This window comes from Haladaptatus caseinilyticus, from assembly GCF_026248685.1.
In the GTDB taxonomy this organism is placed as follows: domain Archaea; phylum Halobacteriota; class Halobacteria; order Halobacteriales; family Haladaptataceae; genus Haladaptatus; species Haladaptatus caseinilyticus.
Genome location: NZ_CP111036.1, coordinates 2,400,886 through 2,426,743 on the forward strand (window position 1 = coordinate 2,400,886; position 25,858 = coordinate 2,426,743).

25 protein-coding genes and 2 tRNA genes are annotated in these 25,858 nt (G+C 57.1%); 14 read left to right on the plus strand and 13 right to left on the minus strand.

Annotated features, from left to right (window positions below):
* Positions 1 to 59 precede the first annotated feature (59 nt).
* The 3 genes from OOF89_RS13020 to tpiA all read left to right on the plus strand — a co-directional run bounded on the left by OOF89_RS13020 (position 60) and on the right by tpiA (position 2,517).
* Positions 60 to 419 carry a hypothetical protein gene (locus OOF89_RS13020; RefSeq protein ID WP_266076860.1) on the plus strand — a complete coding sequence of 120 codons (360 nt, stop codon included), beginning with the start codon at positions 60 to 62 and terminating at the stop codon, positions 417 to 419.
* Positions 420 to 544: 125 nt separating this feature from the next.
* Entirely contained in the window at positions 545 to 1,498 is a 954-nt protein-coding gene (locus tag OOF89_RS13025) for a TIGR03557 family F420-dependent LLM class oxidoreductase (protein WP_266076862.1), read from the plus strand.
* A gap of 374 nt (positions 1,499 to 1,872) precedes the next feature.
* Entirely contained in the window at positions 1,873 to 2,517 is a 645-nt protein-coding gene (gene tpiA / locus OOF89_RS13030; RefSeq protein WP_266076865.1) for a triose-phosphate isomerase, read from the plus strand.
* On the opposite strand, the gene OOF89_RS13035 is transcribed toward tpiA, so the two are convergent.
* Complete coding sequence (locus tag OOF89_RS13035) at positions 2,514 to 2,789, minus strand: hypothetical protein (RefSeq protein ID WP_266076867.1); 276 nt, start codon at positions 2,787 to 2,789, stop codon at positions 2,514 to 2,516. The genes tpiA and OOF89_RS13035 overlap by 4 nt on opposite strands.
* An 86-nt stretch (positions 2,790 to 2,875) precedes the next feature.
* Positions 2,876 to 4,228 carry a DNA polymerase Y family protein gene (locus OOF89_RS13040; RefSeq protein ID WP_266076870.1) on the minus strand — a complete coding sequence of 451 codons (1,353 nt, stop codon included), beginning with the start codon at positions 4,226 to 4,228 and terminating at the stop codon, positions 2,876 to 2,878.
* A 181-nt stretch (positions 4,229 to 4,409) separates the two neighbouring features.
* Here OOF89_RS13040 and OOF89_RS13045 point away from each other — a divergent pair, with 181 nt between their 5' ends.
* The 4 genes from OOF89_RS13045 to OOF89_RS13060 all read left to right on the plus strand — a co-directional run bounded on the left by OOF89_RS13045 (position 4,410) and on the right by OOF89_RS13060 (position 6,693).
* Positions 4,410 to 4,742 (plus strand): HalOD1 output domain-containing protein, encoded by a 333-nt coding sequence (locus OOF89_RS13045; protein ID WP_266076873.1) that lies wholly within the window; start codon positions 4,410 to 4,412, stop codon positions 4,740 to 4,742.
* 262 nt (positions 4,743 to 5,004) lie between these two features.
* The gene (locus OOF89_RS13050) at positions 5,005 to 5,316 is read left to right on the plus strand and encodes a HalOD1 output domain-containing protein (protein ID WP_266076875.1); all 312 of its coding nucleotides are present in this window, start codon (positions 5,005 to 5,007) and stop codon (positions 5,314 to 5,316) included.
* Positions 5,317 to 5,734: 418 nt separating this feature from the next.
* Positions 5,735 to 5,950 (plus strand): hypothetical protein, encoded by a 216-nt coding sequence (locus tag OOF89_RS13055; RefSeq protein ID WP_266076878.1) that lies wholly within the window; start codon positions 5,735 to 5,737, stop codon positions 5,948 to 5,950.
* A gap of 170 nt (positions 5,951 to 6,120) precedes the next feature.
* Complete coding sequence (locus tag OOF89_RS13060) at positions 6,121 to 6,693, plus strand: metal-dependent hydrolase (protein ID WP_266076880.1); 573 nt, start codon at positions 6,121 to 6,123, stop codon at positions 6,691 to 6,693.
* Positions 6,694 to 6,727: 34 nt separating this feature from the next.
* Here the strand turns inward: OOF89_RS13060 and OOF89_RS13065 are convergent, their stop codons facing one another.
* From OOF89_RS13065 to OOF89_RS13085, 5 genes are all read right to left on the minus strand, one after another.
* Positions 6,728 to 8,053 carry an LVIVD repeat-containing protein gene (locus OOF89_RS13065; RefSeq protein WP_266076882.1) on the minus strand — a complete coding sequence of 442 codons (1,326 nt, stop codon included), beginning with the start codon at positions 8,051 to 8,053 and terminating at the stop codon, positions 6,728 to 6,730.
* Between the two features lie 251 nt (positions 8,054 to 8,304).
* On the minus strand, positions 8,305 to 8,505 hold the full coding sequence (locus OOF89_RS13070) for a hypothetical protein (protein WP_266076884.1): 201 nt from the start codon (positions 8,503 to 8,505) through the stop codon (positions 8,305 to 8,307).
* Between the two features lie 141 nt (positions 8,506 to 8,646).
* Positions 8,647 to 8,821, minus strand: a tRNA-Trp gene (locus tag OOF89_RS13075).
* Between the two features lie 43 nt (positions 8,822 to 8,864).
* Complete coding sequence (locus OOF89_RS13080; RefSeq protein WP_266076887.1) at positions 8,865 to 9,089, minus strand: DUF5795 family protein; 225 nt, start codon at positions 9,087 to 9,089, stop codon at positions 8,865 to 8,867.
* A 68-nt stretch (positions 9,090 to 9,157) separates the two neighbouring features.
* Positions 9,158 to 10,087: a DUF5794 domain-containing protein gene (locus OOF89_RS13085; protein WP_266076890.1), complete on the minus strand. Its 930-nt coding sequence runs from the start codon at positions 10,085 to 10,087 to the stop codon at positions 9,158 to 9,160.
* Positions 10,088 to 10,564: 477 nt separating this feature from the next.
* On the opposite strand from OOF89_RS13085, the gene guaB reads away from it, so the two are divergent.
* Both guaB and OOF89_RS13095 read left to right on the plus strand, forming a co-directional pair.
* The gene (guaB, locus tag OOF89_RS13090; protein ID WP_266076893.1) at positions 10,565 to 12,058 is read left to right on the plus strand and encodes an IMP dehydrogenase; all 1,494 of its coding nucleotides are present in this window, start codon (positions 10,565 to 10,567) and stop codon (positions 12,056 to 12,058) included.
* 449 nt (positions 12,059 to 12,507) lie between these two features.
* Positions 12,508 to 14,106 (plus strand): M14 family metallopeptidase, encoded by a 1,599-nt coding sequence (locus OOF89_RS13095; RefSeq protein ID WP_266076895.1) that lies wholly within the window; start codon positions 12,508 to 12,510, stop codon positions 14,104 to 14,106.
* A gap of 178 nt (positions 14,107 to 14,284) precedes the next feature.
* On the opposite strand, the gene OOF89_RS13100 is transcribed toward OOF89_RS13095, so the two are convergent.
* Positions 14,285 to 14,358: transfer RNA gene (locus OOF89_RS13100), tRNA-Lys, on the minus strand.
* Positions 14,359 to 14,751: 393 nt separating this feature from the next.
* Between OOF89_RS13100 and OOF89_RS13105 the strand changes: the two genes are divergently transcribed.
* Entirely contained in the window at positions 14,752 to 16,197 is a 1,446-nt protein-coding gene (locus OOF89_RS13105) for a DHH family phosphoesterase (protein WP_266076897.1), read from the plus strand.
* On the opposite strand, the gene OOF89_RS13110 is transcribed toward OOF89_RS13105, so the two are convergent.
* A complete protein-coding gene (locus tag OOF89_RS13110) occupies positions 16,194 to 16,484 on the minus strand; it encodes a PRC-barrel domain-containing protein (protein ID WP_266076900.1) in 291 nt (96 codons plus the stop codon). The two genes, OOF89_RS13105 and OOF89_RS13110, sit on opposite strands and share 4 nt — an antisense overlap.
* Positions 16,485 to 16,545: 61 nt before the next feature.
* Positions 16,546 to 17,664: a pyridoxal phosphate-dependent aminotransferase gene (locus tag OOF89_RS13115; RefSeq protein WP_266076903.1), complete on the minus strand. Its 1,119-nt coding sequence runs from the start codon at positions 17,662 to 17,664 to the stop codon at positions 16,546 to 16,548.
* A 466-nt stretch (positions 17,665 to 18,130) separates the two neighbouring features.
* Between OOF89_RS13115 and OOF89_RS13120 the strand changes: the two genes are divergently transcribed.
* Positions 18,131 to 18,265, plus strand: a complete 135-nt coding sequence (locus tag OOF89_RS13120; RefSeq protein ID WP_266076906.1) for a DUF7503 family protein — start codon at positions 18,131 to 18,133, stop codon at positions 18,263 to 18,265.
* 3 nt (positions 18,266 to 18,268) lie between these two features.
* Here OOF89_RS13120 and OOF89_RS13125 read toward each other — a convergent pair whose 3' ends face one another.
* Together OOF89_RS13125 and OOF89_RS13130 are read right to left on the minus strand one after the other, a co-directional pair.
* Entirely contained in the window at positions 18,269 to 20,344 is a 2,076-nt protein-coding gene (locus OOF89_RS13125; protein WP_266076909.1) for a hypothetical protein, read from the minus strand.
* 70 nt (positions 20,345 to 20,414) lie between these two features.
* A complete protein-coding gene (locus tag OOF89_RS13130; RefSeq protein ID WP_266076911.1) occupies positions 20,415 to 21,365 on the minus strand; it encodes a DUF7504 family protein in 951 nt (316 codons plus the stop codon).
* A 244-nt stretch (positions 21,366 to 21,609) separates the two neighbouring features.
* Between OOF89_RS13130 and OOF89_RS13135 the strand changes: the two genes are divergently transcribed.
* From OOF89_RS13135 to OOF89_RS13145, 3 genes are read left to right on the plus strand one after another with little or no spacing between them, the layout of a single operon-like run.
* Positions 21,610 to 21,987 (plus strand): DUF7344 domain-containing protein, encoded by a 378-nt coding sequence (locus OOF89_RS13135; RefSeq protein WP_266076914.1) that lies wholly within the window; start codon positions 21,610 to 21,612, stop codon positions 21,985 to 21,987.
* 38 nt (positions 21,988 to 22,025) lie between these two features.
* A complete protein-coding gene (locus tag OOF89_RS13140; RefSeq protein WP_266076915.1) occupies positions 22,026 to 24,341 on the plus strand; it encodes a DEAD/DEAH box helicase in 2,316 nt (771 codons plus the stop codon).
* A 49-nt stretch (positions 24,342 to 24,390) separates the two neighbouring features.
* A complete protein-coding gene (locus OOF89_RS13145) occupies positions 24,391 to 24,843 on the plus strand; it encodes a DUF7552 domain-containing protein (protein WP_266076918.1) in 453 nt (150 codons plus the stop codon).
* On the opposite strand, the gene OOF89_RS13150 is transcribed toward OOF89_RS13145, so the two are convergent.
* Positions 24,840 to 25,838 carry a DUF7544 domain-containing protein gene (locus OOF89_RS13150; RefSeq protein ID WP_266076921.1) on the minus strand — a complete coding sequence of 333 codons (999 nt, stop codon included), beginning with the start codon at positions 25,836 to 25,838 and terminating at the stop codon, positions 24,840 to 24,842. The two genes, OOF89_RS13145 and OOF89_RS13150, sit on opposite strands and share 4 nt — an antisense overlap.
* Positions 25,839 to 25,858 lie beyond the last annotated feature (20 nt).

Consider the following 25,858-nt stretch of genomic DNA (forward strand, 5'->3'; position numbering starts at 1 on the left):
CACCTGAGGCCAATACGCCTAAGCAATCCTGTAGCGACCCCCTGTTGGAGGTCCTAAGGATGACACACCATCGACACGACCAGCCGAGTCACGATCACCAACAGGAGTCCGGAATGCAGCGGTACGGCGGGCCGCGCCGCAGTGACCGAGAGGGATTTCAAGGACGACGAGGCCACCATCGACAGCGAGGAAGCCGACGGCGGTACGGTCGTGGACGAGACCAGGGAGTCACCAGCGGAGAGCATTACGAACAGGAATTCCAGCGACGTCAGCAGGAACAACGACACCAACAGGAATCACGGCCCCGACGATGGAACCAGCAGCGTCGGTACGGTCAACAGCGGAAAGAACAACATCAGCAGGGCCGACGACGACGGCAGCAGGAACGGCGGTGGTATCGACACCAGCAGGGTTCGTAGGAAGGACGACAACCCCGACAGTAGCCGATTCGGTTGCGACCTTGCTTTTTCAGCCAGTGTGTTCATGTCAGCAACCGCTGTAGCGTGGATGACATGCACTTCGAAATTCCAGATGGAGGGCGACGATGACGCAGATCGGCTATACCCTGTCGAGCGAAGAACACGGCCCGAACGAACTCATCGAACACGCTGTCCGCGCCGAGGAAGTGGGCTTCGGGTTCGCGTCCATCTCGGACCACTATCATCCATGGGTAAGCAAACAGGGACACAGTCCCTTCGTCTGGTCAACGTTGGGCGGTGTCGCACACGCCACGGAGAGCCTTCCGGTCGGTGTCGGTGTAACCTGTCCCATCATGCGAATCCATCCGGCAATCGTCGCACAGGCCGCAGCCACTGCCGCGACGATGTTCGACGGCGAGTTCTTCCTCGGCGTCGGCACGGGGGAGCGACTGAACGAACACGTGACCGGCGAACACTGGCCCGAGCACGCGATCCGACTCGAAATGCTCGAAGAGGCCATCGAAATCATGCGAACATTGTGGCAGGGTGGGCAGCAGAGCTACTACGGCGACCACTTCACGGTCGAAAACGCACGCCTGTACACCCTGCCGGAAGAACCGCCGGACATCATCGTTTCGGCGTACGGCGAACGAACGGCGAAGGCCGCTGCAGAACTCGGCGACGGGTTTTGGAGCGTCGGCCCACAAGACGAGGTGGAAATATTCGACGAAGCGGGCGGAGACGGCCCGCGATACAGCCAGATGACGGTCTGTTACGCCGAGGACGAAGAGGAGGCCATCGATACGGCCTACGAGTGGTGGCCGAACAGCGCAATCGCGGGTGAACTCAACTCGCAGCTGCCGACGCCGACGCATTTCGAGCAGGCCTGCGAAATGGTCTCACGCGAGGACATCGCCGAGGGGAGCATCGTCACCGACCCCGACCCCGAGACACATATCGACAATATCCAACAGTTCGTGGAAGCGGGATACGACCACGTTTACGTTCATCAAGTCGGCCCCGACCAGGAGTCGTTTTTCGACTTTTACGAGCGTGAAGTGTTGCCGGAATTCCAGTGACGTGAGATAATGATGGGGACAGTGACTATCGAAGAACGCCGCGCTTGCGCTACGAGTTCCGAAAAAACGGCCGGTCATCCTTGGACTAGGTGGGCGGACCAGGTGGGCCGCCCACCCTGCTGAGTTGGCTGGGGAACGGGCGAACGAATGAGTTGATCGGATGCGGCGCGGAGCGCCATCGAGGAACGAGTAAGTCGGCCGGGGAAATCGGAGGTATCCTCGACCGTGAAGTGGGTTCGCCCTCTCGGAGGTGTGGCTTGCGTGTAGAACGTGCGGCACCTCCGGAAATCAAAGAACACGATCGGCAGATTCGTCTTCCAACCTCTTCTCGCGCTCTCGTAACCTATTTGGGCGCGCCGACAGTCGCTCCGGGTATGTTCGTACTCGTCAACCTGAAAGCGTATCCCTGTGACCCGATCGAAATCGCGGAAGCGGTTCGCGACGTGAGCGACGATAGCGGGGTGGACATCGCCGTCGCACCGCAGACGGCCCACCTGTCGCGAGTCGCGGAGACCGGCGTCGAGACATGGGGACAACACGTCAGTCCGGTCGAGCACGGAAGCCACACCGGGAGCACCCTCGCGGAGGCAGTCGCCGACGCAGGCGCGACCGGGACCATGCTCAACCACTCCGAAAATCGCCTCAAGCTCGCGGCTATCGACGCCGGACTGGACGCCGCGGAGCGCGTCGGACTCGGGACGACCGTCTGCGCGAACAACCCCGAACAGGTCGGTGCGGTCGCGGCTCTCGGTCCGGATGCCGTCGCGGTCGAACCGCCCGAGCTCATCGGAACCGGTACGCCGGTCAGCAAAGCCGACCCGGATATCGTCACCGACGCGGTAGCGGCCGCCGAGGCGGTGGACGAGGACGTGAGCGTCTTCTGCGGCGCGGGAATCAGCACCGGCGAAGACCTCGTCGCGGCGAGGGAGTTGGGTGCGGAAGGCGTGTTGCTGGCCAGCGGCGTGGCGAAAGCCGACGACCCGACTGCGGCGCTCGAAGACCTCGTCGAACCGCTCTAAGCGGGAGCGATAACGAAATGGTCGTGGTCCTGCTCGACCAGTACCGACCGTTCACGCATTTTGACGATGTAACCGGTCACCGTCCGATCGAGTTCGTGCTCCGCTCGAACGCGGACGAGATGGCCGATAACCTGTGCAGATGGGGGTTTTTGGGCCGCTCCACAGTCGTAAATGGTGAGAAGTTCATCACCCTTGTCGGCCTCGTAGACGATGATATGGGCGTGTTGTGGAAGATGCCAGCGCCCCTCGCCGACCTGCGCCAGCTTGTTCATATCTTAAACTACGTCGTCGATGGTAATCAGCGGTCCGAAACTACCGGGGATGCCCCGGGGATGAACCAAATCGTGATTCGAACCGCTCAGAAGTCGGAAAGCGACACTTGACCGGATCGGGACGTTCGTGTTTCCTCCGTTTCACTTCTCCGATCCGCTTCTCGGTTATCCTCGTCCTGCTTTTCGCCATTCAGCTTCGTCCCCTCCTCGGGGTCAGTGTCTTCCGGTTCCGATACCGTACTCTTCGGGGCATCGAACCCGTCCAGACTCGTCTGGTCGATTTCGGTGAACTGGAGGTTCGAGACACGAACCCCGACTTTTCGAACGCGTTCGTCTGCGAACTCCGACAGTAAGTCGAGTGCGATTTCCGAAACTAGTTCGCGGTCGTCAACTGGCCCGGGGAGTGACCGCTCGCGAGTATGAACGTCGAACGGGGGTGTCACGACTTTCACACCGATAGTGCGGTACATGGCGTTTCGGTCGCGCGCCCGTTCCGCAACCGCGGTTGCCAACGTTTTCACGCGCGACCGCTTTTCGGTCGAAGCGCTCGTCGCGCCGGTAAACGCGGATTCACGGGAGAGGCTCTTGGGGCGACCCGTCGGCGTGACTTCCCGGTCGTCGTCACCCCGTGCTCTGTGGTAGAGTTCGCGCCCGCGTTCGCCGAATCGGTCCGCGAGCGCGCGCGGATCTGCCTCTGCCAAGTCACCCGCCGTCTCGATATCCATCTCGTGGAGGTCTCGCGCGGTGACCGGGCCGACCCCATGAATTTCGGAAACGTCTAACGGCGCGAGGAAGTCCCGGACGGTCCCCGGTTCGACCACGACCAGTCCGTTCGGTTTATCGTAATCGCTGGCGATCTTTGCTGTGCTCATATTCGGGGCGACACCGACACTCGCGGGGACACCCACCTCACGTTCGATTCGATTTTTGACGTGCCTGGCGAACCCTTCGGCGACTTTCCACGCCGTTCGGTCGGTTACGTCGAGGTAGGCTTCGTCGATGCTCACCTCGCGTACGGTGTCCGCACAGTCGTGGAGGATTGCCCGCACGTCCTCGCTGACGGATTTATAGAACTCGATATCCACGGGGCGGTAGTAACCTACGGCCGCAGGCCTGTCTTCCGCATCGGGGTCGGACGTTCCCGTATCGCTCTCGGAATGGTTCTCGGCCGCCTTCCGCGGCAGTCGCTCGAGCGCCTTCCCGATGGCTTGTGCACTCTCGACGCCGTGTTCACGGGCTTCGTAGCTTGCGGTGGCGACGGCGCCGTGCGATTCACCGTCCTCGTATCCCATTCCGACGACGACCGGTACTCCTTCGAGTTGCGGTTCGCGGAGACGTTCACAGGCCGCATAAAAACAATCCATATCTACGTGGAAAACGATACGCTCCTCGGACTCGCCCTCGACACCGGGTAAGCGTGAACCGCCGCGGTTCGGCATCGCTGAGCAGTTGGTGCGCCAGTGGAATTAAACTGTGCAAACCGAGGCGAAAGTGAAATAATACGGCAACAGTCACCACGGTTGAATGGAAAAAAGCCAAAAGCACTAAATACCGGCATATGGGCCTCTACTGTGGGTTTTCGGCACGTTTATTGGCAGACGTGTGGTAGGAGTGGGCGAGATGGATGATTCCGCCGAGCACGAGTCGAGCATCGATGACCGACCAAGTATTCGGGTAATTAACGCCATCGCAGAGCACGAAGGGACGACCCCTACGGAAATCAGGCCGGTTCTATACGACATCATCGAACCTGACGCGCTCGACTCACTGTTTGCGGAGACACAACACGGCGAGTCCCGGGCGGACGGCCACGTTACGTTCCAGTATGGTTCAAGCGAGGTGACGGTCTACAGTGATGGTCGAGTCGAGATTGTCCAAAGTTATCCCGGGCAATCCGACGAATCGTCTAATTCAGCGATCACGACGTTTAACTCCTCGTCGGGCGATAACTGAACGACATCGTATTTCGAAGTGTGTGTGTGTGTGTGTCTGCCGGAGGTGGTAGAGTGCCTCGCGAGAAGGCGTATCCATAGCAACATGCTGCGTACCGTATACTCTAGATGTACAACGCTCTGAAATTGGAAATAGGAACCAACATTGGCGAATTGTAGTGTAAATTTCCAGTAATACCAGGAAATCGCCGATAGATATATACTCATCCCGCCTCTGGAGACGTAGTAGCGAAACCGTGGCAGAACCGCCCAGTGATAATCGTATGGGAATAGAAATAGAGAACGTCAGTGACGACAATCCTGCCGAGACGACTTCGACGTATGTCTTCGATATCGAATCGGAAATGGCAAACGGACACACGTGTGCGGGAATCGTACGCATCCTCGCAAAAATAATGGACGAGAACCCGAACGAGATGCGACCGCTCCACGCGGTAGTGAATTGCGACGCCATCGACGCACTCTTTCGCACCCGACGGTACGGCGAGGCGCGTGACAACGTCTCGATCACCTTCCATTACGACGTGTACGAAGTAACGGTCGACGCAAGCGGCAAAGTGGCCGTAACCGAGTAACACCCCGTTTTTCCGTTGAACCATCAGCGACGCGTTTCTATAGGACACTGCACACGGTACCGAAACGTTGTTTTATCCATATGTTACGTTATTGAATGGGAATTTCCACCGTTTCTGGGAAAAAGGATTCACCGACCACGACGGACAGCAGCGATTTGTTCAGACGTTCCGCCCACCGGATCACTAGAGTTTCCTCGGTGCAACGACGCTTTCGAGGTGTCTCGGTGGGAACGATGGGGGATTCAGGGATGGGAAACCTAGCAACACGAATCGCGGTGCAGATGGAAAGACGAGGACCGTTCGCCTCGGAGCAAAGCAAAACGGTTGGGTCGGTCGCAAGCCGAATCCGATTGCAGGCACCACGAACCCGAAACGGTCCCTGAACTTCGGTGTAAAATACGAACCCGTGCGGAGGAATATGGACGGAAAAGAACACGAACTCCCCATCGTCGATCCGGACGGTGAAAAGGCCGTCAAAAACGACGATGCGGAAGAAAAAGCGAAGAAAGTGACGCTGACGTTTACCATCTCCAAAGCGATGACCGAATACTACTATGAGTACCATTTCCAGTCGATACGTGGGTCGGTAACGACTGGCGAGAGCCAGGAAAAAGATTGTAGAGTGGACATATGACCTCCCAAACCAAACACGTCATGCGGAAATAAACGGCGAGTTCTTCGGATTTTTAACCTTCGAACTGATAGACAACGGTTGATGAGCTATCCGTATCGGAGGACGACGCGAACGGCCGACTCCCTCCCTCCCCGTTCCACTGTCCGTGCGATTCCGGCGGTGAACCATCCATGATGCCGTGGGGCCACGCCGCGTTCGGATACGTCGTGTACTCGCTCGGTCATCGTCTTTGGACGCGTGCACCTCCCTCCGGACTGGCGGTTCTTGCCCTCCTCTTTGGAACCCAGTTGCCGGATTTGGTGGACAAACCCCTTTCGTGGGGCCTCCATCTGTTTCCGCAGGGTTACTCGATTGGTCATTCGGTGTTCGTCGCGGTGCCCGTCGGGATGATTGTACTCACCATCGCGATGCTGAAAGACCGGTCCACGGTCGGCGTTGCTTTCGCCGTCGGCTACTGGTCGCACCTGGCTGGTGACGTCCTCATCAGAATTCTCGGGCGAGACGAATCTCCGTTCGCCCCCATTTTATGGCCAGTCGTGACGCTTCCGCCGTATGGTCACGAGGTATCCCTCTTCGAACGCGCGTTCAGCATCATCGGCGCGTTCCTGTACTCGCTCTCGACGGAAAAGCAGTTGATGGTACTCGGAATCTACCTCGCGCCGTACCTCCTCGTGTTCGTTCTCTGGCTGTTGGACGGCGCACCGATCGTTTCGGAACTCCGGCAGGCAGTTGCAGGGCGATAACGAGGGGGTGAAACGGTTCTTTGAGGCCCCCGAACTACTGCGACTGCGTCAACTCGAACGTGTAGAGTCCGGTGAACGTATCGGTCACGACGACGACGTCGTGTGCGGGGTTGTACGCCGCTCTCCACGCCATCGGTGGCTCGCCGAGTCGCGAAACTTCGTCGTTCAGCGTGAGGGATTTCATCCGGTCATCGGTCGAATACTGGTCGATCGGATGCGGATTCGTGGGATCGGTGATATTGTACACGACGACGCCATCGTGCCAATCGGCGGCGACGATGAACGTCTGTTTCCCCTGTGGAACGATGGCGAAGTGGTGTCCCGTCCAGTCGAACCGGTCGGCATAATCCTCGCTCATCCGTTTTGCGTTGGGAGAAACGGTAAAACCAACCGGAATCGGATCCGATGGCGACCCATCCTTCCAACCGATGTCGAAGACGTGCTTTCCACCAGGAACCCCCGTTGGTCGCTCATCTCCGAGGACGAGCAAATCGCGGCGGGGGTCGAAGTGGCCGTGATGTGCCCTTCCGAACGCTTCCTCGCCGACTTGCGCGTTGTCGTACGGTTTCTGCTGTTCGTAGTCGAAGCGGCCGATCTCCTTCGGCGACCGTGGTTCACTCACATCATACATGATACATCCGATGAACTTCCCCGACTGAAACGCACTACAGAGCAACTCACGTTCCGGGTCTACCGTGATGTCGTGACACGCACCTTGTGGACCGTGTTGACCGAGTTTACGTGGGGACGACGGGTTAGAAACATCGTAGACATCGAACCCATTCGTCTTCAGGCCGTAGTTCACCGTATAGAGGACCGGTTTCGTCGGGTGTGGCGTTACGTTGTGTGACTTCCCCTCCGAGACGGAACCGACGACTTGGGGAGATTTTGCCGTTCCGTTGGAATAGCCATAATCGACGATTTCGAAGTTTCCCTCCCAAGTACGTTCTATCGCCCGATAGTATAGCCCGTTACGGTGGTCGAACTTGACGTCCAGATTCGGCGCGTCGTTCGAATTACCCATATAATGAGCTTGCTTCGGGGACGCAGGGTCGGAGAGGTCAACGAGATACGTACCGTGTATCCCCCACTTCGTTCCAACGACGGCATAGGTGCCATCCGTTCGAACGTCCACTTCGGAGTATCCACCGCTAGGGCTGGACTGCCCGGAGGGGAGCATGTGACCCGTCTTCTTCAGTGACAGTTTACTGGGGTCGACTGCTTTGTTTTGGGTCGTCGTTCCCCCCTCCTCCCCCGTATTCTTCGAACTGGAACAGCCGGCGAGAATCGTTCCGACAAGGACGCTGCTGGAACTCGCGAGGAGTTGGCGACGCGTCCGTGAACCGTACTTCTGAGTCATTGGTGGTCGCTCGAGTTGGCGACGCGTCCGTGAACCGTACTTCTGAGTCATTGGTGGTCGCTCGAGTTGGCTAAATGAACGATGAATCGACCCTTTGTTATGACCCGGCTGAACGGAACAATGCAAGTACAGATGCTTCCTACGTCGAACTCTCGAACTGAAACTGTGTGCAACCGATGGGATGGAGCTGACCAAAGATCGGAGTCTGTAAGATGTAAAATACCACACTGACTACGACAGTCCGTCGGTTTTCAGGCGGTGCGGACCTCGACCGCGTAGTACAACCCTCCGACCAGTACGATTCCAAAGATGTTGCCAACGACGCCGCCGAGAATCATGCCTACCGTCCACGGATAGACGTAATCGCTCCCGCGATTTTTTGCGTCCCGATAAACGTGATAAGCGGATGCGACGACGAGGACGAGTAAAAAAGCGATGACGGCTAATTCCATTCCTCCGGGAACGGGTCCAAACAAGGGGATCATATCATCATTTCGTCACATTTCGGTTTATTCGTTACTATTTAGAAGATAATGAAGATAATATGCGTGCGATGAGCACACGCCACGATGTTCGAATGATTGCAGTAAAAATGGGGTCGGAGGGATTTGAACCCCCGATCGACTGATATCTCCGGTGCGCCTCGGAACTCCAGAGGGTCGTCAACGCGAGCGATGATCAGTCACTCGCTCGGTATATCAGCTGGAGTTTCGTCCCGGGCGCGTAGCCTCTGGAGTCAGTCGCCATCCCTGGCTTGGCCACGACCCCGCGGGCTTTGATAGGTCGAAATCACCTAAAGGGGTTTCGATTTCTACTCCTCGCGCGCGCTCCAATCACAATCCTGGCATTTATATCCCGTGACGAACGCCGTCACGCTCGGCATGTAGCCCACTTGTAGAACGTCGCCACCACAATCGGGACATCCGCGGTCGGACTCCTCGATACTGTCGGCTTCCATTACCGACTCCCCCTCAATGATCTCGGCGAGCTTTTTCGGTGTGACCATTCGTCCCTGCACGACGCGGTTTTGACTCATGAGAGAAACAGGAACGGGGAGAGTGAAAAACGTTACAGGACGACGGGGGACTTGGTGATACGAACCCCTTACAGCCACGGACGGCGTTCGTCGCCGTCTTCCTCACCGGGGTAACCGTAGGCGGCTTCATCGACCGCGTTTTCATCCGAATCGGTACCGTCGCCGACCTCGGCATTCTTGCCGCCGTCGGTCACTGCAGGATTGTTTTCCGACGCCTTCGCTTCGTCCGTCGTTCCGTGCGGTTCGTCGTCGACATCGACGGTGGCGTCCATACCGTCGCCGGGGTCGAGTGCCAGTAGGCTCGTCACCGCGAGGACGGCTAGTGGCGCGCGTCCAGGGGCGAGGCCGAGAATCGACAGTGGCAGGACGCCCAGTGCGACCGCGCTCCCGAACCGGAAGCGGTCGATGTCCACGACGTCACGAAGCCATGGACCGAGTAGGGCAATCGAGAGGGCAAACCCGACACCGCTCCCAGCGGCCGCGGCGGCGTGAAGGACGCGCGTCGTGTTGATGGTCGTTATCAGCTCGAATCCGGCGGGTTGGAGGCTCGCGAGCATGCCGAAGCCGATGATGACACCGGGACTCGGGAGATATTCCCCGACTCGCGCACTGGCAGTCTTTGCAGCGATGGCCGCCATGACCAGCGCAGCGAAGCGCTCGAACACGTGCATGTTCAGCGCGCTCTCGATGGTTGGCGCGAACGCGGCCTCGACCGACGCGAGGGAGATGATTCCGACGCCGACAGCGAGGACGGTCATCGCCTGTTCACGAGGCGTACCATCCATCTCCGCGAGGATTACGGCGACGGTTGCACTGCCGCCGAAGACGAGAAGACCGACTTGGAGGATTCCCACCGGGTCTTCCATCGCGCCAGCGAGAACCATCGCTGGGAAGATACCGTCCACGAGGGGGAGACCCATGACGGTTGCCAGTAGCTTCGTCGCACCGCCCACCTGTCGCTCTAGACGATAGGCGATTGGATGTTGTGAACTACTCATTGACTAGCTACGATACCCCTGACCCGTGGGTGACGTGGGTGATGGGTGGTGATACCTGCGATACGACCGACGATGTGGGTTCGGTCGAAAATTTCGTGCAGGCCGTTTCCCTACCAGTGTAAGTGTGGAGCACAGTTTCGCAAAAATTGCAATCGGAGCAAAAGAGTCGTCGCTCGTCCGACCAGCAATGCGCTCTACGATGAGACTGGTAGAGTCCATACATGGACTTATTGTTGTTTTCTGCTTAAGTGTTGCGTGAGAGATGCCCCCATGGGTCGCGAAATAGACGCGAAAATAGCCACCGAGGCTTTACATTTTCGTCAGATTCGGGGATTAGGCGACCGTTTTTCAGTGAGATATGAGTTTGGGGCGGTTGAGACGGGAAATAACCACAAGTATGTACAGAAATCGAAATCATTCAGCGCGAGAGTAGCACAATCTCGCAACGTTTTTCAGGGGCCGCTACGTTCGCATTACATGGCGAACGATTCTCATAACGACGGTTCGTTTTCCGAGAAACTCCGCGTTCCGGAGGCGCTTACCTTCGACGATGTCTTATTGCGTCCGAAAGAGAGCCGTGTCGAACCCGACGATGCCGACGTACAGTCACGAGTCTCGAAAAACGTCGAACTCAACGTACCCGTCCTCTCGGCGGCGATGGATACCGTCACCGAGAGCAGGATGGCGATCGAGATGGCTCGACAGGGTGGGCTCGGTGTGCTTCACCGGAACATGGATATCGACGAAATGGTGGACGAAGTCGAGCGCGTGAAACGCGCCGATGAACTCATCATCCGCGACGTCGTGACCGCGAACCCCGAGCAGACGGTCCGCGAGGTAGACGCAATGATGGAACAGCAGGGCGTTAGTGGTGCACCCGTCGTGGACGACGATGGTGAAGTTCTGGGCATCATCTCAGGGACCGACATCCGTCCGTATCTCGAAGTCGGAGACAAGGACGAGGTCAGGGAGGCGATGACCGACGAAGTCATCACTGGCGACGAATCGGTGACCGCCCGCGAAGCGCTCGAACTCATGTACGAGCACAAAATCGAGCGGGTTCCCATCGTGGACGACGAGAATCACCTCACCGGCCTCATCACGATGCAGGGCGTTCTTCAGCGACGGGAGTACGGCGAAGCGGTCCGCGACGAGGATGACCACCTCCGTGTCGGTGTCGCTGTCGGTCCGTTCGAAACCGACCGAGCGGTTGCCGCCGACGAAGCGGGCGCGGACGTACTGTTCATCGACTGTGCGCACGCGCACAACCTGAACGTCATCGACGGGGCACGGGAAATCAAGGAATCAGTCGAGGCGGACGTGGTCGTCGGAAATATCGGCACGCGAGAGGCGGCAGAGGAGATGGTAGACTTCGCGGACGGCCTGAAGGTCGGTATCGGCCCGGGGAGTATCTGTACGACTCGTGTCGTCAGCGGGTCGGGAATGCCCCAGATTACGGCCATCTCACAGGTAGCCGACGTTGCAGCGAAACACGACGTGCCGGTCATCGCAGACGGTGGGATTCGTTACTCCGGCGACGCGATCAAGTCGATCGCGGCGGGTGCGGACGCCGTCATGCTCGGTTCGTACTTCGCGGGTACCGACGAGGCGCCTGGACGTGTCATCACCATCGAGGGGAAAAAGTACAAGCAGTACCGTGGAATGGGAAGCGTCGGGGCGATGAAGAGCGGCGACGGTGACCGCTATCTGAAGGACGAACCACAAGACGAGGAGGAGTACGTTCCGGAAGGTGTCGAGGCTGCAAAACCGTATAAAGGAACGCTCGAAAGCGAACTCCATCAGCTCGTCGGTGGAATGCAGTCCGGCATGGGCTACGTCGGTGCGGAGACGATTCCAGCGTTTAAAGAGCGCTCGGAGTTCGTTCGCGTTTCCTCCGCGGGCCAGACAGAAGGCCACGCACACGACGTGATGATTACGGACGAAGCGCCAAATTACAGCCCGGGCGAGTAGAATACCACGATTTTTTCGCGTTGATCTGTGATCTATAAAGCCGCATTGAGAGCGCTATTTATCAAATCACACTACCAACTAGCATATAGATAATAATATTGTCATCTAGATCACGATGATGTGACGAAATCATTGGAGGGGAGCCGATAGATAGCGTTCGATATCATTTATCCTTTGCAGACTTATAATGTATTCGTATATGAAGCAAAATGGATACCTATCGGTAACAGATATGTCCTTTTGAATAACTCTCATGAGAGGCAAAAATGACATCAAATAAGGGTTCCAATTCGAGCTCTGAAGTTGCTACAACTAGACGTGAATATCTCAAACTTGGTGTGTCTGCGGTTACCGCGACGGCTCTCGGCGCTTCGGTATCGGGCCACGCCACTGCAACACCGTCGAGGTCGAGTTATACGATCAGGAGTGGAACAGACGAGGAAACCACGGTGTACGTCACCGAGGGATCCACCGATGGGCCGACGCTACTGGTAACCGGAGGCGTTCACGGCGACGAACAAAGTGGATACCTCTCAGCCGGACGGATAAAGGACTGGGACATCGATGCTGGGAAACTCGTCGTCATTCCGAAAGCGTGCAAGCCAGCCATCGACGCAGGAAGCCGACAGTTTTCGGACGGGGATCTAAACCGACATTTCCCGCACGGAAGTAACGAAGAATCCGCCCTTGCAAGTGCTATCTGGGACGTTGCGGTACAGGAAAACATCGACTTTCTCTGGGACCTGCACAGTTCGTACGGGATTTACGAATCCGGCGACGGTGGTGTCGGGCAGGCTTTGTTCGCCACCGATGCGGGTGATGCGGGCGTCCACTCGAAAGCCATTCGCGACTATCTGAACCAAGAAGTTCTCGACGACTCGCTCGATAGCAAGTACGATTTCAGGGAGCATACCCACGACAACGATGGCGCACGCGACATGCTGAAACACAAGGTCGGTGCATCACTCGACACGCCTGCCATCATCTTCGAAGCGACGGAGAAACTGTCCCTCGACCGGCAGGTGAAATACACGACTGCCGCTGTCGAACGTTTCATGTACCGATTTGGACTCCTCGAAACGCGACTCGCGACCGAAAAAACGGGTGGCATACGCTACGACGGGGATGCGACGGCTATCGATGCCTCAGTGGACAGCAACGGGAAACGGTCGGGTCTGACCTTCGGTTTCACCAACGATGCTGGCCACGAGTTGACGATAACCGGTCTCACCATCGACCCGTCGAACGCCGCCATCGACGAACTGTCCGATCACTCCTATGACGAGGGTCGGTGGACCAGCGAACTCCACATCGCCGCCGACGTGCAAGACGGTCTCACCGATGTCAACGGCGGTCTCACACTCCCGGGAAGCATCGACCTCGACGCCGACGGCCACAGCGACAGCGCCGATTGTAACGCCATCATGTCCCCCGGTTCGTCGGCCACCGTCTCGCTGTACCAGTTCGAGTCCGGCGGCACACCCGTCGATATGGTCGGCGAAAGCGTCGATGTGACCGTCGATTACCGATTACCGAGCGGACGAGCTGGCTCGACATCGTTCACCCTCTCGCCACCGGGACTCGGATACGAAGGCGATGCAGTGGCCATCGATGCCTCGGTCGATACCAATGGAAAACGGTCGGGCGTCCAGTTCGGTGTGACGAACGATACCGCCCACGAGTTGACGATAACCGACCTCACCATCGACCCGTCGAACGACGCCATCGACGAACTATCCGACCATTCGTACGACGAGGGACTGTGGACCAGCGAACTCCACATCGCTGCCGACGTGCAAGACGGTCTCACCGACGTAAATCACGGCCTTACCCTTCCGGGGAGCATCGACCTCGACGCCGACGGCCACAGCGATAGTGCTGATTGCAACGCCATCATGTCTCCCGGTTCGTCGGCCACCGTCTCACTGTATCAATTCGAGTCCGGCGGCACGGCCGTCGATATGAGTGGCGAAACGGTAACGATCACCATCGACTATACGCTCGGTGATGGCAGTCGCGGCACTCGAACGCTTCCGCTTACCCTCTAAGGAGTTCGCCTCGACCCAGTGTTTTGCCCCTTGCAACCTGCTCAATCCGGTTTCTCTTTTCCCGCGGTCCCGCTCACGAGTTGCCCGTCATCTACGATGATGCGCTCGAAATGCTGGTCGGAAGGTCGTCGAAAATCACGATAGCCGTTTCACTCCTACAATCAGTTCGTCACAAAAGCGGGCCGGGCGCGATTTGAACACGCGACCGTCTGATTAAGAGTCAGACGCTCTGCCTAACTGAGCTACCGGCCCAACGCATTTTGAAAATGCGTGGTGTGACGTAAATACGTTTCCTTTCAGAACGCAGTCTGCCGGTTTGCGCCCCGGAAAGATACCCGAACTGCGTCCCGGTAGCCGTCACGCAAACCGATTCTCCGGTGTGACGTCGGCAGGTGCAAAGCAGAGATTATCCGCTTCCAAAGATATCGTCCCGGTGCCGACGAACCCCCGTATTCGTCGAGTTCGATAGGATTGGGTACCGTTTTCGCTGACCGTCGATGTCCGATTGCGTAACGGGCAAGTATTATTCGAAAGCTATTTGTGATGAATCCATAAAACTACATCGTAAGGAAAACACGGCGATGGGCTGGTTTCGCGGTGGCTTCGGGAGGATTAAGTACCGGCCCAGATAACGGACCAATAGTAATGAGCGCCGGGATACCTATTTCTTCGATGTCTTCGTACGCCATTCTCGGCTGTGGAAGCGTCGGCTACGCCGTCGCCGAGGAACTCGTAGAACAGGGTAAGGAAGTCCTTATCGTAGACCGGGATACCGATCGGGTCGAGGCGCTTCGCGACCAAGACCTGAACGCGCAGGCAGGGGATATCAGGGACGAATCGGTTGCGGAAGTCGTTGGCGGGCGAGACGTCGTCCTCATCCTCTCTTCGGACGTTGCCGCGAACAAGGAAGCAGTATCGAACCTCCAAGCCCGTGGTGGCGAGCGATTCATCGTCGTTCGGGCGAGCGACCCCGTTTCGGCGGACGAGCTCACCGAGATGGGCGCGGACATCGTTATCAATCCATCCACGGTCATCGCGAATTCCGCGCTCCGGTCGCTCGAATCGGGCGAGTTAGAATACAATGCGAGACAGCTTTCGACGGTTATCGAGGGCACTCCCGATAAACTCGCAATCCTCACACACGACAACCCCGACCCGGACTCCATCGCCAGCGCCGCCGCCTTGCAGTCGATTGCCGAAAGCCTCGGTGTCGAGGCCGATATCCTCTATCACGGTGAAATCGGTCATCAGGAGAACCGAGCGTTCGTCAATCTCCTCGGTATCGAACTGCTGCAGCGAGACGAGGTCGATATCGACGAGTACGATACCTTCGCGCTCGTCGACCACATGCGTGCGAGCGAACCCGAACTCGATCATCCGGTCGATATCCTCATCGACCACTACGAACCCGAGGGTGAGTACGAGGCCGAGTTCTCGGACGTTCGTCCGAATGTCAGCTCCACATCGACCATCATGACGAAGTACGTTCAGGAGTTCGACATCAACCTGAGCGAGGAAGTTGCCACGGCACTCCTGTACGGAATCCGTGCGGAGACGCTGGATTTCAAACGCGATACCACGCCTGCCGACCTCACTGCGGCGGCCTATCTTTACCCGTTCGCCAATCATGATACGCTCGAACAGGTCGAATCGCCGTCGATGTCGCCCGAAACGCTCGACGTATTGGCCGAAGCCATCACCAGTCGGGACGTTCAGGGGAGCCATCTCGTCACCAACGCGGGATTCATTCGTGACCGGGACGCGCTGACACAGGCCGCCCAGCATCTACTCAACCTGGAAGGCATCACGACGACTGCTGTCTTCGGAATCGCGGACGATACGATCTACCTCGCCGCTCGTTCGAAAGACATTCGCATGAACATCGGCAACGTTCTGCAGGATGCCTTCGAGGATATCGGCGAAGCGGCAGGCCATTCCACCCAAGCGAGTGCGGAAATTCCACTCGGCATCTTCACGGGTATCGAATCGAACGAAAACAACCGGGATACCCTGCTGTCGCTCACCGAGGAAGCTGTGAAAAAGAAGCTGTTCGACGCGATGGGCGTCGATGGCGAGACGAACGGGAATTAAACGGCCGCTTCTTCTTCCTCTTCAGTACCTTTCATCCGCTCGACAACGTCGTTGACGAGGATGACGTCGCCGACCGCGCGTACCCAGCGATAAGGGACGACGACCCCCCGTCCCGGTTCGATTTGGTTGCCGAACAGTTCGTCGTTGATGCCGCCAAGTGCGAGACCCGTCACGGCCGTTTCGTCCAGATTGAGGCGTACATCGTCTACCTCTCCGACAAATACACCGTTGTTGGAGTACACCTCCCGTCCGACAAGCGTCGTGATTTCTTCAGGGTTACCGTCCATATGCACGACGATTGTATGCGCGGGTCTTAACTCTTGGTAGACGTTTTATGACCAATCGAAACTACAACTCATCCAGAACGGACCCGAACACGTCCAACCCCTCCCGAACCGTCTCGGAGTCGAGACCTAGACTCAAGCGGAACCGGCTCCTGTCATCGAAAAACCGCCCCGGAACGACGAGCACGCCCTCCTCCCATGCGGCCTCGGATACTTCGTTACCGTCCGCCGACTCGTGCTGGAAGAAGCCGTAGGTACACCCCGGTGAGGCGGTACCCGTGAGATCGTCCCGCCCCGAGACGAACTCCGCGAGCAGTTCGCGATTTTCGATGATTCGTTCGCGTGACTGCTTTGCGAGGTGGTCATCGTTGTAGAGTGCTCGGCGGGCCAATGCCATCGCAGGCCCCGAAATAGCTGGCACGTGGTACATGACGGATTTGGCACGGGATACGAACTCGGCATCCGCGACGAGCCACCCGACTCGAACCGACCCGAACCCGTGGAACTTCGTCAGCGAGTTCGTAATGATCGTGTTCGGAAGATCTACCGCCGTCGGCCCGCCGAAAACTGAGGGCTCGTTGCTATCACAGAACGGAGCGTACACCTCGTCGACGAGAAGGTGTGCATCGTGGTCAGCGGCGACTCGGCTGGCGTCGGCGATTGTGTTTCTCGTTGCACGACTTCCGCTGGGGTTGTGACGGTTCGTGATGACGATACATTCCGTATCATCGGTCGTCGCGGATTCGATTCGGTCGGGATCGAGCGCGTAGTCGTTTTCGGCCGGTCGTCGAAATCGGTCGACGACGGCCCCCAGCCCCTTCGGTGTTTGGACGAGGGGCTCGTAGCCCGGCTTTTCGACGAGGACGCGTGGCTCGTTCTCATCGTTCTCGTCGTCCGTTTTCGTCCCACCGGCTACACCATTTATCGTAGCGGCGACTGCGATGAAATTCGCGTGTGTTGCCCCCGCAGTGACGAGGACGTTCTCCGTTTCGACATCGTATTCCTCGGCGATGATCGTTTCGAGGTCGAGATCTTCCGGCGGTGCCGGAAGGTCGGCGAGTTCCGGCGGGACAACACCGTCCGGTTTAGGCATCGTTCGGCGAAGGTCGCTCGACCCGAGATCGTGCACCGTCGTCTCGGGGCGATCAGAAAGCCAGTCGAGATATTCGATATCAGGGAACACGCTGGATGCTACGACAACGAGTGTATTAACGTTCGGGAAGGTTGCAAAACGGAGCAATATTTGTATTTTTCACATGAACGGTGTTTGCTCGGTTTGCATGTGTGGTATTCACACATATATTGAAACGGATACTCTCAGTTTCAGTTATCGGCGAAGTCTCGAAAAGTAGAAAAGGGGACGCCGGTAAGGACACCGTAACAGAGGTCTTCGCTGATTCAAGCGAGCGAGTCTCAACGGCAAATGGGCGAGTAACCGGTGGTTACTCAATACGAACCGGGGATAATGTGTTACTCGCAAAGTCAGTCCCCCGAAGGGGTGTTCGCTATGGCCGATTATTTCGTCCGTTACAACCCCCTTTTCCGCCAAGGGCTGGTTTCTCTTGGGACATGAACAAATATTCCAATTAATTTCCTATCGACATCATTTAGAAAAAGCTATTCTCAATGCCTCCCACGTCTCGAATGCGATGACGGAAAGTAATGACACGTTAACGGCGTACCTCGCGGAGAATCCACGAATGGCTGGCGTCCTGTTCACCATCTGTCTGCTACTCACACAAACCGGAAACGCGACGGCAGCGTGCTGCGGAACGATCGGATAATCGCTACAACTTTTCGAGGCCGATATCGGTCGACCAACCGAACTCACCATCGACGATTACAGGAATCTGTTCCAGTCGGAAGAACTGGACTAGCGTATCCCGATCGACGGATAGCTTTGGCGTCGAACCACCGTTCAAAAAGTACGTTTCGATGTTTTCGATAAACGGGGTGATGATGGATCCCATCCCTCGCTCGACCGTCGGATAGGTTATGAGTTGAACGTCGTACTCGTCGTCGGTATCCGTTTCAGTGGTGACATCACACAGAATCGGCGTACCGCTTTCACTCTGCGCGATTTCGATGCTCCCATCCCCGACGACGATGTACTGATTACCGACTATCTGTCGGTTCCGGGCGATGGTAAGGGCGGATCGGAGGGAGAATCCTCGATTGAGAAGCCGAGCGATGGTACGCCCGATTTGAATCGCGCTTTTGTTAGCGATTTCACTGTACGTGACTATTCCTCCGATGCTGCCGGATTCGATCAGTTCCAATCCCTGTTCGTAGGACCGACAACCGTTCAAAAGGAACGTCTCGACCCCAACGTCATCGATCGTACCAACATCGAGTTCGCCATCATGGCAGATGAATTTTCCATCCTTGACGTGGCCGATGTAGTGCAGAAAATCGGTGGAAGCGGTGAGAACCGATTCCAATTCACGGACGGAAAGGTTGCGATGTACGTCGATATCGAATCGAAGCTCCTGACGTTTTCCATAGAGATTGTTTCCACCATCGTACTCCGGGCTCATTTCTTGCTCGTTACAGACGACGGTGATATCGATTTCGCCCGTCGATGATGACCGTCCGAGTTTGTTCTCGAACGACTGTTTGATTAGTTTGTTCGCACCGATGGGCATCCCGCCACCGAGCCACGCGTGTTCCAAGGAGTCCGTTCGATTCGGCGCAACGTAGGAGTGGTGCGCTTGTTGCTGTCCACGGTGTTTTGCTTTCGTCCCGCGGAAGAAGCTATCGATTGGCTCCGGTGTTTCGGGCGACGGTTTGCGACGTTTTTCGCCCTTCGTCGAGATGAGGGAGAGGTTATTCACGAGATACGGAATCGCTTCGAGGTTCGTCACGTCCTCGGAGACGGTCGTCGAGAGTAACCACGTCGGAACATGCTCTTTTATCGTATCAAACGGAACGTCGAGGTAAGCTTCGATTTGCTCCGAGAGGCTCCGTTCGTACAACTCGTCGAAGGCGAAATCGAGGTCCGACTCGATCATTTGCCGTTCGTGGAGCGGTATCTGATAGAACCCCTCAGTTCGTGTGATACAATCGAGGAAAAGAGTCTGTTTGAGTACGCGTTCGATCTCGCCTTCGAAGCCTCTCTCTGGATGGGTGAGGGAATGAGCGAAGCCATCATCCGTGACGAGCGTCGGTTCGTCACCCGGAACGATATTCGCGCCCAAATAGTATGCGAGGGTGCTCGACGGATAGATCATCGACAGTTCGGGAGGCAGTTCGATTCGAACACCCGTCTCCGGACGTGAAATTTCGTTCGGGATGTGAAATCGGTCATCGAGTTCGATTTTGGGAGGATGTCCCCTGAGCGAGGGAAGCGACCGCTCGCAACTCCGTGTCTTGAGTGCCGAACCGAACGTCGAAAAAGCAGCCATCACGTCACGTGGGTCTGCCGTCGTCGTCACCGTCGCTCCTGGCTGTTCGTGATACGAGCGTGCCCCGATTCGAACCCGTGTTTCCGCCCCAAAATCGAACTCCATTCGATCCGCTGACGTAGCGATGGTGGCTTCGCTAGTCATTCTCAGATATATCTTGATCGGGGCGTTGAGTTCGATCAAATAGTCCCCTTTCGGAAGTTGTTCGTATGCAAAATCTTCGACTTTTGTCAACACATCCCCGTCCGCACTTCGGACATATGCGATAACGATGTGCGGTAAAACGAGCTTGTTGGTCGCGATTTCGGCCGCGTTGTCGATGGGGAACGAAAATTGATCGACGCCGGTCGAAGTCGGTTGGACAGGTGTCGAAGTCTGAATTGGGAACTGCCGCCGCTGAATGGGGTCGATGACCGTTATACCGGGGGCGTCGGTATCGGGCCGAAATATCGGTTTCATTGTTTCATTGATGTGCAACGATTTTGGCTCTGCCTTCGTGGAGGATGAATGCTCGCGTTCAACGACGTCGTTAGATCGAGAACCACGTCGTGGTGTAGTTCGTATCGTGTAGATGCCACCGCTGTTCCGGCCCGTCTTTGCCAATTTTCAGCTCGATAGTCACGTCGAACAGTGATTCGACCGCTTGAACCGAGGACGATTCGTATGCTTGCGGGAGGATGTACTGACCCATTCCGGAGACTTCCTCCACTGTCTCGGTGACCGTTTGCAAGAAATCGGTTACGGTCCGGTCATCTTCCTCGCTGGAGAGTATTTGTAGTGAGTCGAAACAAAAACGAAGTTCTCCCGGTTCGAATCCCATTTGTCGGCGCTGCAGTTCGAATATTTCCGTTCGAATCTCCGCTTCGAAGTCGTCGAGAGACCCATACACGGGCGATGTCGATAGCTGACTCGGGCTGTCACTGGTCTGTGCTTGTGCGGCCGACCGCACCGCAGCTTCGTACGTCAGGAGATGTGCGTGGTCGAGGTTCGCATTCGCCCGTGAGAGTCTCGTCCGAGCAACGTCGATGTCGCGTCCGTAGAGGGCGAACAGGTGGGTTCGGTCGCGAGCTACACCTCCCAAAAACTGTGCGCTCAACTGCTCGAAAACGTCCGTTGGCACGTCACCAGTGAGGAGTAAATTTCCGCCGGATCGTTTCAATCGTCCGAGTTCCGATTCGATCTCGACGGTGCCATCGCTGTCTGCAGTGACGTAGTGACCAGCGAGATGGAAGGTGACACACCCACTCGTGCGAGGCGTTCCATCTTGAAGCGGTTGGAATATATCCTCTAGCGCGTCCGGGTCAATACATTGATACAACGACTCGGGGACCTCGGCAGACCCGACTTTGGCTTCCTCCGCCATTTGTTGAATGATGAGTGCAGTTAAGCTATCCTCGCTCGTCCAATCGTATTGGAACGTTATGGGTGCCTCCACACCACACATGAACGGGGAGGTGGCATCGTCGTCTTGAATACTCATACTCTTGTACCGTTACTACCTCAACGGTCAAAAGTCCATGTGCTGTTTTGAAATGCTATCACAGAACATTATTTTTAGTAATTCCTGCCGTATGGAATCCTTATTAATTCCGAACACTTGTGATAAGAAAATTTATATAGTATAGGAAGGCGCTTTTTAATTCACAAAGTGTGAGTAAACGACGGTGAAAGTGACCAAATAGCAAAATCACGTGATTCATACATTGCTACGACAATAATAGTGTATGAGCGATACACCGAACGACCGGGAGCAGGTTCTCATAGAGTTGCTGAAATTCTTGGAAACCGTTGATCCCGATGTTCTCATTTCCACTTCCGAGATGGTGTATACGCTACTGAAAAAAGAACAACGACGGCATCTCATCCTCTATCTTACGGAACAGGAAACCGCGACACCGCTTTCACGGGTCGCAATGGAGGTCACGAGCCGTTGTAACGCTACTCCCTTTACCGAGGTTACTCCTTCCGAACAGGAACGAACACGTATCCGTCTTGAACAGGAACATCTCCCACGGCTTGCTGATTACGGCATTCTCTCCTGGAAATACGGTGACGAGATGGTGGATCCACTACCGGCGACACTCCCATCGGAGGAGGAGTGACGAAACCGGTTAGAACTTCCACCCCAAACATCTCCTCAGTGCAGGATACAATCGACTGGCTTCGCGGGCGACCGTACTACGAAGGGCAAATCGCTCGACACGAGACGATTCCCGGTCACGATGGCGAGTTTCGAGCAATTTCCCTCGAATCGCGTCTCGAATCAGCCCTTGCGAACCGCGGCATCGACCGACTCTACCGGCATCAAGCCGAGGCCGTCGAAGAGTTCCGGGCGGGGAAAAACATCGTCATCGCCACCCAAACCGCGAGTGGCAAGAGCCTCGCATACACGATTCCGGCGTTCGAACGGGCGATGGATCATGGGGGCAGAACCCTCTACATCGCTCCACAGAATGCCCTCATCAACGACCAAGAGGAGAACTTGTCGGAACTCGCTCGCGACCTGGGCTTTGGCAGTCGGGTCTCGGTAGACCAGTACACCGGACGACTCGACAAAAACGAGAAACGAGCGGTCCGTGACCGCCATCCAACCGTCCTACTCACGACGCCCGATATGCTTCATTATGCCCTCCTGCCGTACGCCCATCGTCTCTGGGATTGGTTTTTCAAGGGGTTGGAGACGGTCGTCGTCGACGAAGTACACGAATATCGCGGCGTCTTCGGCAGTCACGTGGCACTCGTCCTCGGACGGCTCGCGCGGATCTGCGACCGGTTCGATTCATCCCCGCAGTTCGTCTGCTGTTCGGCGACTATCGGTAATCCGGTCGAACACGCCAGTGCGGTCACCGGCCACCCCGAACCGACGTTTCACCTCGTGGACGACGACACGAGTCGGACGGGCCCGACCCACTGGGTGCTGTGGAATCCTCCGGAATACGAGGACGAAAATCGCGGTAGTGGACGCAGAAAGTCGAGTCACGGCGAGACGAAGCGACTGTTCACCGACCTCGTCACTCAGGACTATCAAACGTTGGTGTTCACCCGAGCCAGACAGGCCGCGGAACGCTACGCGATGGAGAGTGCGGACGAACTCCGGCGGCGAGGGGAACAGGATGCCGCCTCCGAAATATCGGCGTATCAAGCCGCGCTTCGAAACGACCGGCGACAGGAGCTGGAGTCGGGACTCCACTCCGGCGACGTTCGCGGCGCGTGGAGCACGAACGCGCTGGAACTCGGCGTGGATATCGGCGGTCTCGATGCCGTTTTGCTCGATAGCTATCCCGGGACGCGGATGGCGGCGTTCCAGCAGGCCGGGCGAGCAGGTCGGGGAACTGACGCCTGCCTCGTCACCCTCGTCGCCGGCGAAGATCAGTTAGACCAGTTCCTGATGCGGAATCCCGACGAATTCTTTTCGGGCGAGCCTGAACGAGCGGTGGCAAATCCGAGAAACGAAGAACTGCTACCGGACCACGTTACATCCGCCGCTCGCGAATCGTGGCTTTCGCCCGACGACGAGCGGTACTTTGGCGAGGAGTTTCCCGGTCTCGTCGCCGATCTCGAATCGGATGGCGAACTGAAACGCCGACGGACGGATACCGGCGTTCGTTGGGTGTTCGATGGCGATGGCAGCCCACAGCACGAAATGAGCCTGCGAACGATCGACGAGCGGGAAATCGACCTGCTCGACCGCTCCCGTGACGATGTTATTTCCTCATTGCCCTTCAGCGACGCACTGAACGATGCCCATCCCGGTGCCATCTATCATCACCAAGGGCAGTCGTACGAGGTGGTCGACCTGGATTTGACGAAGGACGTGGCAGAACTGTCCCCCACGTGGGCGGACTACCACACGAAAACGCTCCACGAGAAGGGGATTACGGTCGAAGAAGATGTAGACGAAAAGACACTCTCGACTCGGTCCGACTGTATCGTACGATTCGCCGACGTGACGATGAGAAAACGTATCACCGGGTTCGAGCGGCGGGACGCGAAACGCGGTGAGACGCTCGGAAGCGAATCACTCGACCTGCCGGAACTCACGCTCCGGACAAAGGCGCTTTATTTCACGATACCGGACGATGTTGAGCGCGAACTCCGCGCCATGGACGGGGAGTTCGACGGCGCGATTCACGCCGCGGAACACGGGATGATTTCGCTCTTTCCGCTGGAACTGCTATGTGACCGTCGTGACATCGGCGGCCTCTCCACGCCGGTACACCCACACACCGGTGTGAGTACCATCTTCATCTACGACGGGTATCCAGGCGGTGTCGGTCTCACCCGCGAAGGCTACGAGACGGTCGAGTCGCTCATGCGCAATACGTGCGAGATGATTCGCGACTGCAACTGCGACTCCGGATGCCCGTCTTGCATCCAATCGCCACATTGTGGAAACGCCAACGAACCGCTCGACAAACGCCTTTCTTCCCATCTGCTCTCACTGCTCACGGAATGAGTCGCAACCTTTTTAGGACAGCCTAAACCTAAATTAGGTTAGCCTAAACATGGACGACATCCTCCGGCAGACACGCAGAAAAATCGAAGCATTAGCGGTCGAAAGCGGTCAGGGTGGATTTTCGGTCGTTTGTGCGGACTCCGGTGAGTGTCCGATGCCGCTAACGGGAAATCAGTTCGAAAGTCACGACGATGCGTCCCGCGCTGCCGAACTCGCTCGTGGATATCGGAACGCACTCCGCGAGCACGACCCGAAAATACCCCACTATCGATTCGTCGTTACCGAGGAGCCTGCCCGTCCGCTACAGATGGCGGGCGTCCGCGAACGAACCGATGGCACGCGCGCCAACGGGCTTCCGCAAACGCAGCGCTCCGTCACGGTAGCCAGCGACGGCGAAGGGGAATGGCTCAGGATGGAGAATGCACCGCTCGTTCACCTCGCACGTGATTGTGGTCCCGTCGGCGACGATGCAGTCGGTAGACAACTCGACTCGAAGCTTTAGCGGACCTCTTCTCGCAGTTCGGGTATGAGGTCGAGTTCATGGTTCGTATCGCCGAGTACGAGCAGCGCGAAATACCGGAGATACGTCTGAACTGGTACTCGAATGACGGCGAAGGCGAACACCAGTAGGAGGATGTAGAGGAGAGCGACCAGGCCGAACGAAACCAACAGTGGCGTGTTCGATACGATTGCTGGCGGCACGGGAAACCCGGCGGTCATGTATAGCCCGACAGCGACGATTGCGAACGGAATCAAAGCCACGAAGCTGAGGATTCCACCGACGATGGAGACGGCGATTCCTGCGGCGATGCTGAGAGCGAACCGAAGCAACACGTACACACCATACTGCTTCCACTCTCGTCGAAGCGTCGGCCAAAACGTACGCCAACCAGCTACGACGCCGCCACCGCGAAGCACCATTACCGGGACGACGAAGTTCGTCGTCAACCCGTCCACCAACCCGACGAAGAGTCCGAGTACTACCACGACCGGCAAGAAGAGGAACAGGGCGCCGAGAGCAAGACTACTCGAACCGTCGAGTATCGATGGGATAAAAACGAGTAGAAATCCGACTATCGGGAGAAGAACGAGCGTGAAGAGGACGAGTCGAAACCCGAAGAGACGAAGTCCCTGCCCGAAATATCGGCGGAGATACGGACGGACGTGAACGTCCTGCGAGCGAAGCGACTCGACGAACGCGAACTCCATCAGCGACCCGACACCAGCGAAGACTACCCAGAGGAGTATCGCTACTGCGACGATAGCAACGGTGAACGTAATGAGGGTGTCCATCGAAATCGGGATATCCGGAAACGGCCCCCCGAATTCACCCGAGAGTTGATAGTTTTTGCCACCCGTTGGTGGTGAGATGCTCGTTCCACCGAGGAAGAGAACGATGATGCTGAGTTTGAGCCACGCTCGAACCTCGACGGGGAGCAAGAGTTCCTTCGTGGCCTCGATCGCATCGTCCAGGGCTTCGACGGCATACCACGGCATACCGAACGATTCGGTGTCGT